General features: G+C 40.1%; 19 protein-coding genes. 8 read left to right on the forward strand and 11 right to left on the reverse strand.

Features of this window, described 5'->3' with window-relative positions; translation table 11 throughout:
• Positions 1-115 precede the first annotated feature (115 nt).
• On the reverse strand, positions 116-1,009 hold the full coding sequence (locus AOC35_RS00630) for a transporter (RefSeq protein WP_108645286.1): 894 nt from the start codon (positions 1,007-1,009) through the stop codon (positions 116-118).
• A 222-nt stretch (positions 1,010-1,231) separates the two neighbouring features.
• Here AOC35_RS00630 and AOC35_RS00635 point away from each other — a divergent pair, with 222 nt between their 5' ends.
• On the forward strand, positions 1,232-2,554 hold the full coding sequence (locus AOC35_RS00635; RefSeq protein WP_108645287.1) for a GDSL-type esterase/lipase family protein: 1,323 nt from the start codon (positions 1,232-1,234) through the stop codon (positions 2,552-2,554).
• Positions 2,555-2,665: 111 nt separating this feature from the next.
• On the opposite strand, the gene AOC35_RS00640 is transcribed toward AOC35_RS00635, so the two are convergent.
• From AOC35_RS00640 to AOC35_RS00665, 6 genes are all read right to left on the reverse strand, one after another.
• Positions 2,666-3,637 carry a Bug family tripartite tricarboxylate transporter substrate binding protein gene (locus AOC35_RS00640; RefSeq protein WP_108645288.1) on the reverse strand — a complete coding sequence of 324 codons (972 nt, stop codon included), beginning with the start codon at positions 3,635-3,637 and terminating at the stop codon, positions 2,666-2,668.
• Positions 3,624-4,094 carry a cupin domain-containing protein gene (locus tag AOC35_RS00645; RefSeq protein WP_108645289.1) on the reverse strand — a complete coding sequence of 157 codons (471 nt, stop codon included), beginning with the start codon at positions 4,092-4,094 and terminating at the stop codon, positions 3,624-3,626. Before AOC35_RS00645 ends, AOC35_RS00640 begins: the two co-directional genes overlap by 14 nt.
• Entirely contained in the window at positions 4,091-4,930 is an 840-nt protein-coding gene (locus tag AOC35_RS00650; RefSeq protein ID WP_108645290.1) for an alpha/beta hydrolase, read from the reverse strand. The genes AOC35_RS00645 and AOC35_RS00650 overlap by 4 nt, the downstream gene beginning before the upstream one ends.
• A 158-nt stretch (positions 4,931-5,088) precedes the next feature.
• Positions 5,089-6,612, reverse strand: coding sequence for an acyl--CoA ligase (locus AOC35_RS00655; protein WP_108645291.1), 1,524 nt, complete (start codon positions 6,610-6,612; stop codon positions 5,089-5,091).
• 20 nt (positions 6,613-6,632) lie between these two features.
• Positions 6,633-7,634: a 2-dehydropantoate 2-reductase gene (locus AOC35_RS00660; protein ID WP_108645292.1), complete on the reverse strand. Its 1,002-nt coding sequence runs from the start codon at positions 7,632-7,634 to the stop codon at positions 6,633-6,635.
• A gap of 71 nt (positions 7,635-7,705) precedes the next feature.
• Positions 7,706-8,500 carry a fumarylacetoacetate hydrolase family protein gene (locus tag AOC35_RS00665; protein WP_108645293.1) on the reverse strand — a complete coding sequence of 265 codons (795 nt, stop codon included), beginning with the start codon at positions 8,498-8,500 and terminating at the stop codon, positions 7,706-7,708.
• Positions 8,501-8,722: 222 nt separating this feature from the next.
• Between AOC35_RS00665 and AOC35_RS00670 the strand changes: the two genes are divergently transcribed.
• Together AOC35_RS00670 and AOC35_RS00675 are read left to right on the forward strand one after the other, a co-directional pair.
• A complete protein-coding gene (locus AOC35_RS00670) occupies positions 8,723-9,586 on the forward strand; it encodes an HD domain-containing protein (RefSeq protein WP_159077410.1) in 864 nt (287 codons plus the stop codon).
• Entirely contained in the window at positions 9,576-10,226 is a 651-nt protein-coding gene (locus AOC35_RS00675; RefSeq protein WP_108645295.1) for a cupin domain-containing protein, read from the forward strand. The genes AOC35_RS00670 and AOC35_RS00675 overlap by 11 nt, the downstream gene beginning before the upstream one ends.
• Here AOC35_RS00675 and AOC35_RS00680 read toward each other — a convergent pair.
• Genes AOC35_RS00680 through egtD form a run of 3 tightly spaced genes read right to left on the reverse strand, consistent with a single transcriptional unit; the run spans position 10,223 to position 13,024 of the window.
• On the reverse strand, positions 10,223-10,840 hold the full coding sequence (locus tag AOC35_RS00680) for an alpha-ketoglutarate-dependent dioxygenase AlkB family protein (protein WP_108648649.1): 618 nt from the start codon (positions 10,838-10,840) through the stop codon (positions 10,223-10,225). The two genes, AOC35_RS00675 and AOC35_RS00680, sit on opposite strands and share 4 nt — an antisense overlap.
• 8 nt (positions 10,841-10,848) lie before the next feature.
• Positions 10,849-12,087, reverse strand: coding sequence for an ergothioneine biosynthesis protein EgtB (gene egtB, locus AOC35_RS00685; protein ID WP_108645296.1), 1,239 nt, complete (start codon positions 12,085-12,087; stop codon positions 10,849-10,851).
• Positions 12,077-13,024 carry an L-histidine N(alpha)-methyltransferase gene (gene egtD / locus AOC35_RS00690; RefSeq protein WP_108645297.1) on the reverse strand — a complete coding sequence of 316 codons (948 nt, stop codon included), beginning with the start codon at positions 13,022-13,024 and terminating at the stop codon, positions 12,077-12,079. Before egtD ends, egtB begins: the two co-directional genes overlap by 11 nt.
• Positions 13,025-13,116: 92 nt before the next feature.
• Between egtD and AOC35_RS00695 the strand changes: the two genes are divergently transcribed.
• The 5 genes from AOC35_RS00695 to AOC35_RS15465 all read left to right on the forward strand — a co-directional run bounded on the left by AOC35_RS00695 (position 13,117) and on the right by AOC35_RS15465 (position 17,798).
• The gene (locus AOC35_RS00695) at positions 13,117-13,398 is read left to right on the forward strand and encodes a DUF427 domain-containing protein (protein ID WP_108645298.1); all 282 of its coding nucleotides are present in this window, start codon (positions 13,117-13,119) and stop codon (positions 13,396-13,398) included.
• A gap of 419 nt (positions 13,399-13,817) precedes the next feature.
• On the forward strand, positions 13,818-14,852 hold the full coding sequence (dctP, locus tag AOC35_RS00700) for a TRAP transporter substrate-binding protein DctP (protein ID WP_108645299.1): 1,035 nt from the start codon (positions 13,818-13,820) through the stop codon (positions 14,850-14,852).
• Between the two features lie 13 nt (positions 14,853-14,865).
• Positions 14,866-15,342, forward strand: a complete 477-nt coding sequence (locus AOC35_RS00705; protein ID WP_159077411.1) for a hypothetical protein — start codon at positions 14,866-14,868, stop codon at positions 15,340-15,342.
• An 8-nt stretch (positions 15,343-15,350) separates the two neighbouring features.
• Positions 15,351-15,971 (forward strand): HD-GYP domain-containing protein, encoded by a 621-nt coding sequence (locus AOC35_RS00710; protein ID WP_108645301.1) that lies wholly within the window; start codon positions 15,351-15,353, stop codon positions 15,969-15,971.
• 729 nt (positions 15,972-16,700) lie between these two features.
• Positions 16,701-17,798: a sensor domain-containing diguanylate cyclase gene (locus AOC35_RS15465; RefSeq protein WP_159077412.1), complete on the forward strand. Its 1,098-nt coding sequence runs from the start codon at positions 16,701-16,703 to the stop codon at positions 17,796-17,798.
• Between the two features lie 98 nt (positions 17,799-17,896).
• On the opposite strand, the gene AOC35_RS00720 is transcribed toward AOC35_RS15465, so the two are convergent.
• A complete protein-coding gene (locus AOC35_RS00720) occupies positions 17,897-19,663 on the reverse strand; it encodes a CocE/NonD family hydrolase (RefSeq protein ID WP_108645303.1) in 1,767 nt (588 codons plus the stop codon).
• Between the last annotated feature and the right edge of the window lie 13 nt (positions 19,664-19,676).

Consider the following 19,676-nt stretch of genomic DNA (forward strand, 5'->3'; position numbering starts at 1 on the left):
ATTGGTAGCGAATTCAGTAAATCCTCACATGAAGGCGGGGATTTATTTTAGGAGAATAAACAAAGTGCTGGCAGAAAAGTTGAGACTAATCCTACCTAATTAACTTTCCAGTAATTTAGAATGCCTTTAAATACCGAATAGCCAGTAATCGATTCTGCATAAAACCATTCTGCACATCGATATCGCGCCCGTATTGAAGTGAGAATCTGCCAATATCAGTATAGGCAAGAGCACTAAGTAAGAAGCGTTGCGTATTCATCACATTATTTTGATAGACATTATTAATTTCAGTAGCCCCGCCAGTAACATAAAAATAGGAAGCGCCTAGCGTGAAGGTTTGATTAATTTTGTAGATGGGACCTAGTTGGGTAGTGATTACTGGCTTTTGAGTTAACGACGTATTTGTAGTTGAACCACAAGCTGCAGCGCATTGACTATTTCCACCAAACCACTGAGAGTCGATAGCAATAATGCCTTCAAGGTTCTGAGTGATACGTTTTTGAAAGCCTACTTGTAAGTCAGAAGAGTAGCGATTGTTACCTACGTTGAAGGCTTGTGAGCTATTGTAAGAGCCAGTTGGCAGGATTAAATAGGCCGCTACAGCAAAGTATGTTCTAGTGTCATGATTGGCGTAGGGCCATATTGCCGTTGCTAAGGTCGTATCACCAATGCCACTGCTTGAGGGATTAGTTGCGAGTGAACCTGATGGAGTGGTTGTTGCATAAGGTGCCTGTATAAAGGAAAGTCCTGGTAAGTCTCCAAAGGTATAACTTCGAGATAATCTAGCGATGTAATTGACGTTATCAATTACTGGATTCGCATAGGGGCCAATTGTAGATACCGAGCCATTTTTGTAGAAATTGGTATTTTCAGTATTGAAGAATGAAACCATAGCAATGGTTCTATCAGGCAATGGTGCCACGATATCATTCGGTTGTAAATCCAACGCCCACCCAAGTAGAGGATGAATTAAAACGGTCAGGAGAGCTATTTTACTTAAATAAGGCATCGTTATTTTTAATCAAATCGTTACATGGTATGGTTACATAATAATAAAAATATCTGACAAACCGTGAATCTTAGATTAAATTAATATAGCATTTATTAAAATTAATTGTAGATCCTTTAATACATGCAATATTTTTTAACTTTCATTTTTTTATTAACAATTGTTCGAGTAAGGACTTTGGTTCTTTTTAGGACTTTGGCACATAATAATAAGAGACAACTGATGCGCAAATTTATATTTTTAGGATTACTATTTCTCGCCACTTTTAGTCAGTTATCCTTCGCTCAAAAGGACAAGTGGGTAACCTCATGGGTTGGTTCGGTTCAAGGCCCTTACCCAGTCGGTAATCCATCGGCCCAACCTAACTTAAGCCAAGTTTTTCCTTCAGCAGAAAATGGTGCTGTTAATCAATCCTTCCGCCTCATTGTGCGTCCCGATATTTGGGGAAATCGCACTCGTATTCGCTTATCCAATGCGCTTGGAACACAACCAGTCACTTTTGATAATGTGTATGTGGGATTACAGTTGGGTAGTGCAGAGATCGTTAAAGGAAGCAATACACTTGCGACCTTTGCAGGCAAAAAAACCATCACGATTGCTCCGGGGCAAGATGCCTGGAGTGATTCAGTGAATCTGCCATTTGTAAAAAAAATGGGGAATACCAATTTAGAAGGTCGTAATCTCGCAGTAAGTTTTCATATCCCAAACGCTAGTGGACCGATGACATGGCATGCAAAGGCTCTCACCACATCCTATGTTACGGCGCCTAACGCTGGCGCAAAAGCAAGCGAAGAGGTGGAATCAGTCTTCCCTTATTCTGTAGCCTCTTGGTTTTTCTTAGATGCTGTAGATATGTCTGCACCAATTAATACCAAAGTGATTATGGCTTTTGGAGATTCAATTACAGATGGAACAGCTTCAACGATGAATGGCGATGACCGCTGGCCGGATGTTTTATCCCGTCGACTACATAAAGCATATGGCAATAAAGTAGTTGTACTAAATGCAGGTATTGGCGGAAATCAGGTAGCTGGACCAGCAGAGTACTCTCCAACTAAGCCATTTCCAGGGGGTCCTTCCTCGAGTATGCGACTTGAGAGAGATGTCTTGAGTCTTTCTGGGATTTCGACATTAATTTGGCTAGAAGGAATTAATGATTTCAGTAAGAATGGTAATGCCACTACCCAGGTAGTACTCGATGGATTAACGGATGGTGTACGTCGTTTAAAAGCTGCTGGTATTAAGGTGGTTGGAGCAACACTCACAACTGCGTTAGGCAGCACGAGCGCCGCTCATGGATTTCCCGAGCAGGATGAAAAGCGAAAGGTGTTTAATCAATTCATTAAAACCTCCCCGATTTTTTCTGGTTATATAGATTTTGATGAAGTAATCATAGATCCCTCAACCGGTCAAATGAAAGCTGAATTTGTTCCCGATAGTACTATTGGTGGACCCGGCGATAAATTACATCCGAATCGAGTTGGATACCAAGCAATGGGGAATAGTATCAATTTGCTTCAACTCATGAACTTAAAGTCAAATTGAGTTCATGACATACTGCCAAAGCAGTAACGGTGTTCTGTTACTTAGGCTGGTCAACCGGGCTCTTTAGGCTTTTGCCTTTCAAGCCTCTTCCTTTAGGGAGGGGAGTTGACTTCACTGCGCTTCGATTTTTGCTCTCCTAGCAACTTCAGACCACTTTTGATAATCATTTTTTATCAAAGTTTTGAACTCTTCTGATGAACTTCCCATTGGCTCTGCCCCTTCTGCCAATAGACGCTCCTTTATCTCTTTATTTTGAAGCGCTTTTACCATTTCTTTTTGAATCATTTGAATAATATTATCTGGTGTTCCAGCGGGGGCGAGTAGGCCATACCATTGCAATGCGACATAGTTGCTAATACCAGATTCCATTACAGTCGGAGTATTCGGTAAAAGCTCTAATCGTTTACTACCAGAAACCGCGAGCGCGCGAAGTTTGCCTGATTGAATGTACGGCATTGCAGTGAGCGGATTAATAAACATCGCATCTACCTGGCCACTGAGTAAGTCAGTAATGGCGGGCGTTGTCCCTTTGTACGGCACGTGAGTTGTCTGAATACCAGCTAGATAATTAAATAACTCCATCGACATGTGAGGTGAGGTCCCTACTCCTGCACTAGAGTAATTCAGTTTATTCGGATCTTTTTTTGCTAAATTAATCCACTCTCTTAAATTTTTTGCCTGAATATTGGGATTCACCACAAAAATATTAGGAGCAGTCGCTGCCAGAGAGATGGGCGAAAAATCTTTAACTGGATCGTATCCAATATTTTTCATTAATATGGGATTCAGAATCAATGGAGTGGGTACCATCAATAAGGTATAGCCATCAGGCGGGGCATGCATGACTGCCTCAATGCCAATCATATTGCCAGCGCCAGGTTTATTTTCTACAAAGAAACTTTGCCCAAAGGCTTTGGTAAAAGACTGTGCTAGTTGTCTAGCGATAATGTCTGAGCCGCCACCTGGAGCAGATGGCACAATGATTTTCACGGATTTTGAAGGATAAGACTGGCTAAAACTAAAGCTACTTACTGCCATCAATACAGAAAATAAATATACTTTTAGGGATCTATCCATCAGCATGTAAAGTTGCTTCTGTAAGGCTGATAGGCTTTGCAGCAATTAAAATGAATGCAATCACACAGGGCACATCACCATTATTAATCCAGTTATGAATAGTGCCTTTTTGTACGATTACATCCCCTTGATTGAGGTGCACAATGGTGCCGTCTAAATCCATATCTATCGAACCAGACATCACAATCGCGTAATCAATCGTTTCTGTTCGATGATTCCGAGGAGCGACACCTGGATCGTATTGCACAATTCTAAAAACAGTATCTTCTTTAGACAGAACAGATACATCTCTAGAGATGCCGTTACTAGAGTCCAAATTATCAACTGGAAATTGACCAGTAGACCAAACGACGATACTGGAGTGATGATCACGCCTTGAAATAATATTGGAGCAGATTTCATCCTGCTCAACAATGGCCTTACCACTAGCATCATGACCTGTAACTACGCGACGAATCTTCATTCTGGAATGTCCTTTAAAAAAGAAATAATCTTAGTAGCAATGGCATCCTCTAGTGGAGCCCACTGTGTAAAAGAAATAATATCTGCATCTTGATCTTCAATCGGTAACTGAAATAATTCTACTGCGGGAATGATTTGCGCCGCAGCAATTGCATTTTCGCGAGCATGAGTTCGATCATTACCCGGAATAATCAGGACTGGCACCTTAATGGCTCGCAGGGTCGATTCCTCCACTCCCATCACTGGATATTTGGGACCACTTACAAAAATACTGAGCCAATTTTCTAAAACACGAATAAATTCAACTGGATCCATTTTCATTAAAACTTCCAGATTTTCAGGTCGCGCGGCTATTCGTTCTTGATAATCAGAAGTTTCACAAACTGCTTGCATCCCACCTGATTTGGCAGCATCAATAAATTGTTGGTAATATTTTTTCGGTAATCTGCTCGCTGCAGTTTCTCCACCAGTCAAGCGCAGTAAAACGAGCGCTTTGGCAATTTCGGGATGGCGTTGGTTGACTAGGATTGATAATCTTGCACCAGAAGAGGCGCCGCCAATAAATGCCTTCTCGATACCTAATTGTCGTAACAGCTCTGCTAAGTCATCTGCCCAAATTATTTCTTCACCATCTTGTCCAGTAATGGACACTTCGGATGCACCGGTATTTCGACGGTCATGTAGTAAAACCCGAAAGCCACCTTCAGCTATTTTTTTGGCGAGAGGTATAAATTCTGCGTGACTTCTTCTACCACCTGTTGAGAGGGTAAACCAAGGCCCTTGATCACCAATGATTTGATAATAAATTTGAACATTTCGGATCAAAGCGAATGGCATAGTAGAACCTTTTTGTATTGTGATGAAAGCCAATTATCCTCTAAGCACTGCAATGATGATTGGCCGTTTTTGAAACGTTATCGCTCGAATGTCGATTTGGGTAGAGTGTAATTTATGGGTTTGCTAGTACCCCGAACTTAATCGGGGCACTGATCTAATTAAAGCCCTAATTTTGCTGCAAGACCGATACGTTGTAATTTACCAGTTGCCCCTTTAGGCAACTCATCCATAAAGATAATCTTTTTCGGGACCTTGAAATCAGCCAGCTTTTGCGCCGCAAAAGTACGAATGTCTTTTTCTTCGGCAGATTTACCTTCACGAAGAACCACTACAGCACCAACTTCTTCACCGAGTTTTTCATGAGGAATTGCAAATGTTACGACTTGTAATACTGCTGGATGCTCCATTAGGATTTCATCGACTTCCCTAGGTGAAATTTTCTCTCCACCACGGTTAATAATTTCCTTCAAACGACCTGTAATCGTCACATAACCGTCAGCGTCAATCGTGCCTTGGTCGCCAGTTCTGAACCAACCATTTGTGAAATTTTCGGCGTTCGCTTTTGGGTTATTTTCATATCCCTTGGTGACGTTGGCTCCTTGAATTACAATTTCGCCAGTCTCACCAACACCTAGAATCTTGCCATCTTCATCCATAATGGCCATTTTCGGTCCTGAAGCAACTCCCACTGTGCCAGGTTTGCGCTTTGCTGGCGGGAGTAAATTACTCGCCATCTGATGGGAAGCCTCGGTCATGCCGTAAGACTCAATCAGGGGAGCATTAAAACAGGCTTCAAGCTCTTCAATCACTTTCATTGGCATAGAAGAGCTAGAAGATCTGATAAAACGAAGTGGGTTATTTTGAATAATCGCTTGATTATTGTTGGCTCTAGTCAAAATAGTTTGATGCATGGTTGGCACAGCGGTATACCAAGTCGGTTTGATTTGATCCATCCAGGAGAAAAACTTCAGTGCATTAAAACCAGGCGTGCAGGAAACATACGCGCCAGCTGAAAGAGGTGCCAAAATTCCTGCAATCAAACCATGAATATGGAATAAAGGCATGATATTGAGGCCACGGTCTTTTGAGGTAAAAGCTAAAGTTTGTGCAATGTTACCTGCAGAGGCGCAGACGTTCGTTTGCGAAAGGGGCACAATTTTTGGTCTGGAAGTTGTTCCTGAAGTATGCAAAATGAGGGCAACATCATCTGGCTTGGCCCATCCACCTTGTTTAAGCTTTGCCTTTTTAGAACCCCGTAAGCTGAGTGTGAAGGTTCCTGCACCACATTCAGAAGTAGGGTGGAGATCAATGATTGCTACCCCCAATTTTTCAGCAACTGAAATAGCAGCAGACTCAGAACCTACTTTGACGATGATGGCTTTTGCATTGAGATCATCTAAATAAAATTGAAATTCATCAGCTCGATAGGAAATGTTGAGTGGTGCAGACGTTGCGCCACTTGCAACAGCCATGAAGGCGAGAGCCATTTCCGGTCCGTTGTCTAACACAATTGCAACACGATCATTTCTACCGATACCAAAGCTATTTAATTTGGCGACTGTTTGCGTAATAAAAGTGCGTAAGCTTTTAAAAGTAACATCTAATTGATCTGGCGCACCAATGGCTGCATCGGCATCATTGCCTAAGGAAAGTAATTCTGGCAGGGTAGAACAGCGTTTCATTTTCGTAGTCCTCTTCTTTATTAAGTGGTGATTTTTAATTGGCCGTTCTGATCGGCTAAAGTTTTTGAAAGCAAACTAATACAAGCAAAGACAGCATCGATGTGTGGAGTCGGTAAGTTCACAATACGACCAAGCTCTACGATAGAACCAATCAAAGCATCTTTTTCAATGGCACGTCCAGCCTCAATATCTTGCAACATGGAAGTTTTATGAGCACCAACTGCTTGAGCTCCGGCAATCCTTTTTTCTAATGAAACCCGAAATGCAATCCCTAACTTCTCTCCCACATCCTGGGCTTCTTTCATCATTTTTGCAACTAAATCACGTGACAATGGGAATTCACAGATATCAACGAGAGTTGCATGGGTGAGGGCACTAATCGGATTAAGACTTAAATTACCCCATAGCTTGGTCCAAAGTTCAGAGCGGATATCGGAGATAACTGGCGCTTTGAAGCCTGCTTCTTTGAAGGTTTTAGAAAGTAATTCAATTCTGGGGGTGACAGAGTTATCTATCTCAGCAACAGAAAAACGGTTGCCCTCAATATGCTTTAAAACTCCTGGCGCGATAATTTCAGCTGCAGGGTAAACAATCGTACCCACGACCCTCTCAATCGGTAAATTAGCAGCGATGACACCACCAGGATCAACACTTTCTAAGACTCGACCTTCGTACTCACCACCATGTTTAAAGAAATACCACCATGGAATACCATTTTGAGCGGTGAGTACCATTGTTTCTTCATGATATAAGGCCGGCAATTCGTGAACAATGGCAGCTACTTGGTGCGCCTTCATCCCTAAAATGACTAAGTCTTGTGGTCCTGCCTCACTAATCGAGCTGAGCGCACGCAGTGGAGTAACCGTTTCTGTACCGTCATGCTCGATAAATTTAAACCCATTCTCTTGAATCGCTTTTAAGTTCGGCCCCCGTGCAATCACGGTCACATCATTTCCTGATTGTGCGAGTTTGACTGCAAGTAAGCCACCGATTGCTCCAGCTCCGACAACACAAATTTTCATTTTTATCACCACATAAAAAATTAAAACAAGCTACACAGTACAGTCATTTATTACTTAATCGACAAAATCAATCAGATATCTTGCACTGTATTGGTTAATTTGCCAATACCTTCTATTTGAACCTCAACAATCTGACCTCCTTTAATAGGCAATGTACCTAGAGAAGTACCGCAAGCAATCACATCACCAGGATTTAGAGTCATATCAAACGATAAATAACTCAAAATTTGATAAGGATTAAAAATCATATCAGAACAGGGATAGCTTTGACGTTCTCGTCCATTGATAAGGGTCTTGACTGTTAGATCCTCGTAAGAAACATCGGTTTCTATCCATGGACCGAAAGGTCCAAAGGTGTCGTAACTTTTGGCTCTAGTCCATTGTTTAAAGGATTCATCCTTAGTTAAAATTTCAAGCGCAGTGACATCATTAACGCAGGTGTAACCAAAAATATAATCTTTTGCATCCTCAACCGAAATTTCTTTCGCAGTTTTACCCACTACGATACCGAGTTCGCCTTCATAAATGACGCGACCAACCGGACCGGTACTTGTTTTTGGAAATTTGATTATGCCCTCTGGATTCAAAAAAGAATTATTCGATTTAATAAAATAAAGGGGCTCAGAGGGAATGGCGTTGTTTTGTTGCTGGGCCAAGGCGTGATAGTTATTCCATAAGCCAATCATCTTGGAAGGTTGACAGGGATAAAATAATTCAATTTCCTCTACAGAAATTGAATTTCCAGTCAGGCTGTAGCTTGAAAAAGGATGACTTGAGATGGTTTCCACGAATTTTTCATCAAGACTGAGTTTGCCGAAACTCATTTCTTGAGTCTTTTTATTTTGAAAACGACACCATTTAGCCATGTTTGCCCCCTTTTTTAGACTGAAAGTTGTATTTTCTAATTATTTCGCTTAATTAAAAAAATAATAATCATTCTATCCATTTTAGCAATGTCCTTAAAGGGATTTCGCCTTAGCATATTGGATGTGGGATTATTTAGACAATTAACTAAAAATATCGGATAAATTTTTGTTGTCCAGAAGACTTTATTGATTGAATTTATTCTTCAGACTAAAATTGATTTCATGGATCAGCTAAAACAATACAATCTCCAAGAAAATTTGAATGATTTTTTTAGCTCGATAATCACATCTTTAGACACTCAAGTTATTGAAGAGTTTTTTTCAGTACTAGAAAAAAATGATCTTTCTATGCGCTTTTTTCTAGATGCTTTAGTGAGCTCAGAACTCTGGCAGGAATGGCAAATCCAACCAAACCCCTACGTTCCAATGATTATGCAAGTGGGTTCTGCAATTGATCATTTTGCACAGATGCAACCAGAGCCAGCCTATCATTCCAAGCGCCATATGATGGATGTTTGTTTAACACTTTCTTATTTACTTTGTCACGAGAAAGATTCTTCCACTAATGATATTTGGCATGTTTCAAATCAGGAGAAGTGGCTCTTATTACTTGGGGCTGCCATGCACGACCTAGGTCATCCAGGTTTAATCAATGCTTTTTCGTTTGAGTTAGAAAAAAATAGTTTGGCTTTGTTAAAAGAGTCACTAAATAAGATAGGTATGGATTCTGTTCTTATAGATGAAGTTCTAAACACATTAAGTCCTTGGGTATTAGCCACAGATCATGGCCAATATTCAGCCTTATTAAATCGATTACTAAGCTCCCAGCCTTCTCATACAGATTGTTTAGCGATGCTCTTGGTAGAGGCTGATTTGGTATCGAGCGTTCTACCAAATCGAGGTCGTGAGTTAACCAGGCGCTTGATTAAAGAATGGGCACTGCCCTACCCAGACAGATCTCAGGCTCTTTCAAATCAAACTGGATATAGACAATTTCTGAATAGTCTAAATTTTATTAGCCCTTATTCTGTAAGAGCTGGTATCCCAGAAATATTAAAAAACACAATTATCAAAAATGAATATTAACGCTGATTTTAGTCAGAGAGTCGTGATGAATCATCATGATTTACCTTGGGTTACTAGTCCTGTATCCGGTGTAGAAAGACGCATGCTTGAGCGCCTTGGTGATGAGGTGGCAAAAGCAACTACTATTGTTCGCTATCAACCGGGATCTAAGTTTCAAGAACATTCCCATGAGTTTGGTGAGGAAATATTTGTTTTAGACGGGATATTGAGTGACGAGACGGGTAATTATCCTGCCGGCACTTATTTGATGAATCCGCCTGGATCTTCTCACGCGCCATTCAGTGAAACTGGCTGCACGCTCTTTGTGAAGTTGCGCCATCTTGGCCTAGATCAAGTAAATAGAGAAGTGATTGATACGAATACAGCGCCTTGGTTTCAAGGCATGGTGGCAGGTCTAAAGGTTCTACCGTTAATGAAGCAGGGAAGTGGCTCCACTTTAGTCAAGTGGGCACCACAAACGTACTTCAATCCCCATAGGCATTTTGGCGGTGAAGAAATCTTTGTAGTGGAAGGTGTGTTTGAAGATGAGCACGGCCGGTATCCCGAAGGATCTTGGATTAGAAGCCCTCATATGAGTCTTCACCAACCCTTTAGTAAAGAAGGCTGTACCATCTTCGTGAAGACGGGTCATTTGTCCTAGAGTTTGATTGCACGAAAAGTTAAATTGATGCGAGGCGTAACGGGTAGCTTCGTTTTCAACAAAGCATGCTTCCAATAGGTTTGCGTTGGAGGATACATGATTAACGCGCTCCCGTGATCTAAGAATAGCGAGGCTTTTAAATCGTCGACTTTGTGACGTAGGGCAAACTTACGACTAGCACCAAAACTAAAAGAAACAATCGGGGCCTTTTCATCGAGCTCAATTTCATCATCGCTATGCCAACCCATTGCTTCATTGCCATTGTGATACAAGTTAAGTAAGCAAGAATTGTATGTACATTGCGCAAGCCTTTCTGCTTGTACTTTAATTTGTAAGAGTTCAGTAGTCCATGTTTGAGGCTCTTTTTTGACTCCTGAGTAAGTATAGGAGCAGCCACTATCTCCTATCCATGCAACTTTCCTTTGGGTAATGATCTTTTTACCAAACATCCATAATTGATCTGGTTGCCAGTCTAGCGAGACTAAAAGTGTTTGATAGATCTGATCACAAGTAGCGGCATCAAAAACGCTTTGGAAATAATGAACCACCCCGTCTTTGGGAATTAGATTAATATTTGTATCGGCTGGAGATTCATTGAAAAGTTGGTTTTGCATATTTAAAATCAAACACCATCTTTAGCCAGCCTTAAGCCTGTCATTTGCCAACGTGCATGGGTTGGGAAGAAATTACGATAAGTAACTCTCGAATGGCCTTCTGGAGTGTAGGCAGAACTTCCTCTGAGAACCATTTGATTAACCATAAACTTACCGTTATATTCACCCGCAATACCGCCCCAAGGCTGATATGCTGGATAAGGGGTGTAATTACTACTTGTCCATTGCCATACTTTGCCAAATAGATCATCAACTGAACTCGAGCTCAAATTAGCAAAAGCTTCCCATTCAAATTCAGTGGGTAGGCGAGCACCAGCATAGCCAGTCAGGTTTTGACTAGCCCAGCGGGTAAAAGCATCTGCTTCAAAATAGCTGATATTTGACACTGGCGCATGTGGATCCATCGGTGTATTGCCATGCAGTGAAAAACACAAAGGTTGACCTTGTTCTTCTTTATTCCAATAGAGTGGAGTGGTTATTTTTTCTGATTGAAGCCATGCCCACCCAGCGTCTAGCCACCATTTAAAATTTTGATATCCACCATCTTCAACAAATTGAAACCACTCTAAATTACTTACGAGTCGATTACCGATGGAGTATTTCTGATTCAGAGCAGAATGCTTGGGCCCCTCATTATCAAAATGAAACCCTTCGCTATCGTGGCCGATTTCTACTAAACCACTCATACCTTCTAGCCATAAAAAGAGCTTCTCAACGCAGGATACTTTGTTACTTTGAGTCCTGTAGGCTGGAAAAAGGGAGTTACTAGAAAAAAGATGATGAATATCGGTTAATAGTAACTCTTGGTGCTGCTGTTCATGGTTGATGCCAAGTTGTATTAACCACAGGAGTTCAGCCGAAGAATTCTCTTTTAAGAGTTTTGTAACCCGCTCTTCGATATTTTTACGCCATGCAAGCACCTCAGTTAAAGAAGGTCTGGTTAACAGACCTCGTTTACTACGCGGATGCTTATCTCCGACGCCGTTGTAATAGCTATTAAACAAAACAGCAAACCGGGGATTCCAATAAGTGAAACTTTCTTCAAATGGTCTGAGAACCATGACTTCATAAAACCAAGTAACGTGAGCCAAATGCCATTTCGCAGGGCTAGCGTCTTCCATGGACTGGGCTTGACAATCCTCCGGGCTCAGATTCTGGATAAGATCTGTCGAGTATTTCCTGCTGAGGTGAAATTGTTCTAAAAGTTCATCTGCAACAGGTGTTTGATAGGGGGGGTTATTGAGCATAAATCACGGCGAAATAGTCTTTAGGATCTGTCCAGATGTGGGTCGATTTAAAACCTGCTTGGTTCAATAATAGCTGAATCGATTCAATGGTGTACTTGTGGGAATTTTCTGTATGGATGAGCTCGCCCTTTTGGAATGCTCTAGATTTACCGGGCCAATTAACTGTCAAATCCTCTAGGGCTTCTAAATAGAGTTCAACTCTATTTTCAAAATGATTAATCTTCACTTTGTGGCGAAATTGCTCAACTCTAAAGTCAGACCCTAATTGCGAATTAATCGATCTAAGAATATTGAGATTAAAAGCAGCCGTAACTTTGAGAGGATCATCGTAAGCCGCTATCAGAACAGAATCTTCCTTCATTAAATCAACGCCTATTAATAAGCCACCATCATTTGCCTGACTCTTGATTTGACGAAGAAGTTCGAGGGCTTCGCCACTCAAAAAGTTTCCAATACTAGATCCGGGATAAAAAAAAGTTCTCTTATCTTTAGCAATTGAGTTTGGAATGATGAGTTCTTTTGAAAAATCCATGCCAATACATTGCATCTGAATGCTCGGATATTTCCCTTTTAGCTTTTCTAACGCATCTTCTAGGTATTCAACTGAAAAATCAATGGCAAGGTAGTGTGAAGGTTGGAGAGAGTTAAAAAAAGATTCCGCTTTTTGACAATTTCCAGCTCCTAAATCAATCAGTGTAACGCCCGTTCCGATGGCATTAATAATTTGATCTTGGTACTCAGTAAAAATATTTTTTTCGGTATTAGTTGGGTAGTATTCAGGAAGTAGTGTAATTGCCGTAAATAAATGTGAGCCTAAAGGATCATATAAAAACTTTGGCGAAATGGAGGCATTCTTAGCCAACAAGCCCGTTTCTATTTCAGGTATAAAGTTAGGTGGAAGTTTTTTGTTTTCTTCTGGGGTGACGGGTATTTGCATTAGGTTCTTATGAATGTTTCTTTAAAGGCTTCAGAATGGATACTGCATAAAAGTAGGATTTGCTTTATGCTAAATCTTTATTAGGAGATTATATGAAAGCTATCTGGAATAATGAAGTTTTAGCTAATTCAACTGCGACGATTGTAGTCGAGGGAAATCATTATTTTCCACCCGCAAGCTTAAATATGCAGTTTTTTAAGAAATCAGAAAAAAACACAGTTTGCTCTTGGAAGGGTACAGCTAATTATTTCGATATAGAAGTCAATGGGCAATTTAATAAAGATGCAGCTTGGTACTATCCAGAACCTAAAACAGCCGCAAACAACGTTGCCGGATATGTCGCATTTTGGAAAGGCGTCAAGGTAGTAGATTGAGAAATGGAATAGAAATCATTGGTTAGAAATCTCTGGTTTAAGTTTTTAGATTCTTTGCAAATATTAGAGATTTTGGATTACATAGAGAGCAGATGGATCAGTCAACGCCTCCAAACTCGCCCTTTTAAACTCAATCCCAAGAGACGCAATCAACAGACACGAGGGTGACCCTTCACACCAGTCGGATGTTCATGTGTGTGATTTAACTACTAGCGCTCTTACGTTAGCGAAATAGCAACGACCCAACTGTACTTTAACCAAAAACCGATATTAGATGGTGGTTTTATCAAGAAATGCTATTAATACTTAATGCTAATAAAACTTGATATTTTAGTGATTTATACTAGATTGAATTAAATAAAAATAGTACTATGAGACCATGGTTATCAAGTCGATTGCCATTAAAAAATATCTAAATAATGAAAAGAATCCTTGCGGCTATTCTGCTTTTGTTTTGTTCTGTTTTCGCTTGGCAGATGTTTTCACCTATCAAACTGAAGGTAGTAGGTCAACCACGTTCCACTGGTTTGATTGCCACGGAACTTGAGCAACCCTTTTTCTTAACACTAAAAAGTAACACTGGATTACCGATTGACGTCGATTTTAAAACATTAGATCAGATTGGGGTGAAGGATACGTATCAACTTCCGATGATGACAGATGGTGTATTTGATTTGGTATCACTACGTTTAGTGCAGAATGTTCAACACGAAATAACTTTAAATGGACTTGATATAACGGGCTTAAATATCAATTTTGAAAAACTTCATGCCTTAGCGAATGCTTATGCCCCAATAGTAGATAAAAACCTCCAAGAAAAATATAAAGTGAAACTTTTGGGGCTGTGGACTTTTGGACCTCAAGAGCTTTATTGTAGTAAACCAATTCATCGATTATCTGATTTGAAAGGTTTGAAAGTAAGAGTTCAAAGTGAACCAACGGTTAATTTTATGAAGCCTTTGGGCGTAATACCCGCCATCATTCCTTTTGAAGAAACTCTGTCCGCTTTAAAGAGTAATCTTATTGATTGCGCAACTACTAGTCTAGGCTCAGCAGCTTCAGCTGGTTGGTTGGATTATGTCCAATATTACGTACCAATCGGGATTGGTTCTGGAGTTAACGGATATGTCATTGCCTTATCTAAATGGGACTTATTAAATCAAGAACAGCAAGATACCCTTCAGAAGGCTTTTGATACACATCTTAATAAGATGTGGCAGTTTTCCGAAAACCTTTACCTTGAGCAACAAAATTGTGTAGTGGGTAAGGATACTTGTAAAAGAAAAAAATATAATCTTGTGAAGGTTGAACTGCCCAAAGAAGATTTCGTGCTCATAGATCATTTGGTAAAAACTATTTCGCTGAAAAATTGGTTTGAATTATGTAATAAAGAATACCCCCAATGTGAAGCTGAATGGCTTAGGATAGCTGCACCTTTGGCTAATCTAGACTAATGCTTTTGACACGATGAAATCAATTCACACGCCCCCAAGGTCAATTAGAAATATCAACATGCATTTTGTAGTATTGCCATTGAGGGTGATTGCAGGTCTTTCTGCTATGGTGTTTGTGCTATTTTTTTGCTATGAAATTTTTATCAGTTATGGCACTCAAACCAGTCAAAAATGGGTGCTATCTGGAACTATTTTTATTCTAGCGGTTTGGGCTGTTTTTGAAATTCTATCGATAGAAACACATGTTGATTCTTTGATAGTAAAAAATTTACGGTATTTATTATTATTTCAGGTTGGAGTTGCAATCGTACGTCCCGTTATGAACCTCATTGAAGAAATGAATACTAATCATAACTGGGTGATGTTCTCTAGCCTTGATATGAAGTGGCGTTGGATTTTATTGGTTGTATATTCAGGCCTATTTATCCTCATCATGGACGCCATAATTGGTTTATTTACTTTTATGAAAAGAACAAGGCAAAAGCTATAGAAAATCAGATGCTAGATAGCCTTAACGCTCTGGCTTTAGCTAGAGATAATGAGACGGGTAACCATATTCTCCGTACTCAAAATTATGTCAAAATTCTTGCCTTAAGATTAAGAAAAATGGGACATTACAAAAATGAACTAAGTGATGAAGAGATTGAATTTCTCTTTAAGGCGGCTCCACTTCATGATAATGGTAAGGTGGGAATACCAGATCATATACTTCTGAAAAATGGTAGTTTGAATGATGAAGAGTGGCAAACTATGAAGACACATTCCTCCATTGGTGAAACAATCCTGTCTTCAGCAGGACCAGAATTCCAAGGGGACGAAAATGTAATTAGAACTGCATTCAAAATTGCTGGCGGACATCATGAAAAGTGGGATGGAACCGGTTATCCACGCAATTTAAGTGGGCAAGATATACCTTTATCGGCACGCATTATGGCATTAGCTGATGTCTATGATGCTTTGGTGAGCAAGCGTGTTTATAAGAAAAGGTGGAGTCATCAGGAGGCTATCAAGGAGATTGTGTCTAAACAAGGACAACATTTCGACCCATTAGTCGTGGATGCTTTTATTCTTGAAGAAGATCAATTTTTGGCTATTTCTCGACAATATGAAGATTGCTAATCAGGCTAAGACGAACAATCTATCTCGAGGACTAAGGTTTAAGTTATGTTAGTTTAACCTTAAAATCATATTCTCCAATTAATGGCTTATCTAAATGAAATCCTTTTTACGGTCACCACATTAATTTTGTGGGGGTTAGTGGTTATTTCACGACCCTTATTGAAGAAAGGTACAGTTTTCCAGCCTGAAAGTTATTGGTTTCTAGCATTGAACTTCACAGCAATTGCCTTTAGTTTTTTTACCATTGCCTCATCTACACATTTCTTTCTTCTGACTTTAGCAAATGCTTTCCTTTTTGCTAGTAGTCTTTACATGGCGTTATTTTTTCGATTCCTAAGAAGGCCTGAAAGTGAAAAATTTAAATGGTTATCTTTCCTTGCCATCGTAATTTTTGGATTGGTATTTGAATATATAAGACAGCGAGGTGAGTTTCAACAAAGAGTCTTCTTTGCCTTGACATCAATGGCCTTATGTTTAATTTGGCAATTATTAGAGATGAGGCTTTTAGGTCAAGTTCGATTAAAAAAGCTAAAACTGTTTTTCTTTACAACTTGTTTAGAGTTAGTCTTAGTTATATCCAGATTGGGCGGTCTTTATTTCCAAAAGCTTCCTCCTGAAATAAATTTATTTCAAGAGCCTATAGAGCTTGCGCTAATCAGATGGGCTTGGTTTTCCGTTGTAATTATTTCCTATGTGGCTCTTATAGGTTATTGGATAGAGAGAATTAGTATGGAGAATCTACAAACCATTGCAGAAAACAATTCCATCAAATTGGCAATTGCAAATAAAAAGGTTGACCAATCTGAGAAGCGTTTACTGTCAACGCTAGAAGAGTTCAAATCAGCTGAGGTCAAATTAGATGTTGCTCAAAACGAATTATTAAAACGTGAAGAGCTTTTACGCTATGTGTCAGATATTTCTGGCAATGGTATCTGGGATTGGAATATTTTAACTGGTGAAGTGAAACCCAATAATCGTTGGATGGAGATGCTTGGCGAGGATCCTAGAAAGCAATATTTTTCAGTAAATGATTTTAAAAATCGTATTCATCCTGATGATCTCACTGAAGTAATGAAACAATTAAGTCAAACCTTAGATGGTCTAAAAGACTATCAATATCGTTATCGCATGATTCGGTCAGATGGGACTCAAATCTGGGTGGAAGATAAAGGTAGAGTTGTTGAAAAGTCTGATGAGGGAAAACCTATGCGGATGGTTGGCGCTATCACCGATATCAGTGAAGAGGTTTCAAGCAATGAAAAACTCCAAGCCTTAGCTTTTTATGATCCATTAACGAAAGTACTGAACCGCCGATTATTTGAGGACCGTCTAGATCAAACTCTCAAAAATGCAGAACGTCATCAACAGTTCGGCGCACTCCTAATTCTTGACTTAGATAAATTTAAAGATTTGAATGATACCTATGGTCATCAGGTAGGAGATTTAAGCTTGGTTGAAGTAGCTAAAAGAATGAAAGTTATTGTTCCCGAAGTGGATGCCATTGCTCGAATTGGTGGAGATGAGTTTGCAATCCTTCTTAGTAAATTAGGTAGTGAGTACTCTCTTGCATATTCAGAGGCGAATAACATTGCTGAAAAGTTATGTCAAAGTTTATCAGCAAGTCTTAAATTCGAAATGGCGAGTGAGAAGTTATCCCGATCCGAGGGGTCTAAACAATATAGTTGTTCTACAAGTATTGGGGTCACCCTGTTTTTAGGTGGTCAATTGACTCAGAGCGAATTACTTGCGCAGGCAGATTTCGCGATGTACCAAGCTAAAAAAGCTGGTGGTAATCAGGTTTGTTTTTACAGTAATCCCATCAGCTAATCGGTAACTTATTGAGTATACAAAATGACCAGCTTTTGAGTTAGAAGATTAGCTTCAACTAAAAAGTGGACATTTTGAATGAGGACTGGTTTTATTGCTTAGCCGTCTGAGCGCTCAGGAATGAATGGCAACAAGATGTAGGAAGGTGCAACTAGCTCAGAGTATAAAGTTACTTCTGCACCGAAAACATCCTCTGGCCTATCTACTTCGTCATCGTGAATAAATGGACCACAACCTTTCATGGGATTTTTCATATTGGATAAATGTGCTGCCGGTCCATCCCATTCATAATCTTTTCCTAAAATACTGACAGCTAATTGATAGCCTTTGGGAATGACGATACTCGTTGGCCATATTTCTATATCAAGCTCTGTTTTTTGTCCTGGGGTAAGAGGGATTTTTCTTTGATGGCGAAGATAAGGTCGGTAAGGTTTCGATAACTCCTGATCTAGTTCTCTATGTGACGCACGAAGCCATCCTTGTCCAACTGGGGTATGAGGGTCAAGGGCGCCTTGAAAGACGACTTCTTTTCCTGCAGGATCATAAACATGCAAAACTGCAAAAATATCTGCATCATTGGATAAGGAGCTCATGAATAATTTCATGGCAACGGGGCCGGTGATTTCAACCTCTTTATCAAAAGGTTTTGCATAAAAAGTAGAGCCTTTCACTAAAGGCTGGTAGCTCACTTTACTATCAACAGTCGGGAAATCAAAGGATAAAGAGTTATCCGCACAGTTTAAGTAAAGCTTGGTCCACTGCGTTCTAGGGATTGGCCAAGCATCTTCATAGCGCTGCACAAAATGGTCAACGTGCCGAATTTGTAACTGTAACTTGGGTTGTGTTTGCTCCCAGCCGTTATCGATATTTTTTAGGTAGAAATTAAAAAAACGTTTTTGGATATCTACGCCGTAATCTGTATAAAGGCCCGCCCAATGTGCTCCACCGTGCATTTCTAACCATTTGTGTTTTGAGCCTGAACGCATAAAGCCTTCAATATTCCCTCTCAAGTGCAAGCCTTGACCACCCCAATTCCCGGCAGATAGTAATGGTACTTCAATGTCACTGAAGACACTCTTCCGAACAGCATAATATTCATCATCCATTTGATGATCTTGCAGTTCTTGCCACATTGGTACTCGATTGGCAGCTAATTCTTCATCAGTTAAGGTTTCTGGACCGCAAACGAGTTCTCCAGTTAACTCGCTAATGGGACCTCTAGTTCCTAGACCATGTTGCACATTACGCACTTGCATATCTTGCCAGTTTTTTACAAAAGTACAGAGAATGCCACCATGATGGGTGCTATCCCTATATCGATCAGAGTAACCTTCCCAGATACACATCGCTGTGAGATGTGGAGGCTTTAAAGCGGCAACTCGCCATTGATTGGTGCCGTAATAGGAAATTCCTGCCAGTCCTACTTTACCGTTAGACCATGCTTGTTGTCCTGCCCATTCAATACATTCGTAGAAGTCTCGGGTTTCTCTCGGAGAATGGTGATCCACAACGCCAGGCGATCTACCGGCACCTCTTGAGTCCACTCGAATACAAATATATCCATCAGGTACCCATTTTTCTGGATCTAAAACTTCCCAGTTTTGATATTTATTGGTGGAGCCAGCGGCAGTGTCTGGGTGGTCACTAACCATTTTTTCCCAAGCCGTTGGGTAACCTTTTTGAAAACTTAAGCCTTTACCATAGGGTCCGTAACTAATTAGACTAGGGTACTTTCCAAGTGTAATTGGTCTAAATACATCTGCTCTTAAAATAATCCCATCATCCATCTCGATCGGGACATCCCAGTCGATTTGCATCCCATCACGAATTTCTGTCTTATATGAATTGTCAGTATTGTTGGTCATTTTAGTAGTCTCT

The organism is Polynucleobacter rarus (assembly GCF_003072505.1).
Classification (GTDB): domain Bacteria; phylum Pseudomonadota; class Gammaproteobacteria; order Burkholderiales; family Burkholderiaceae; genus Polynucleobacter; species Polynucleobacter rarus.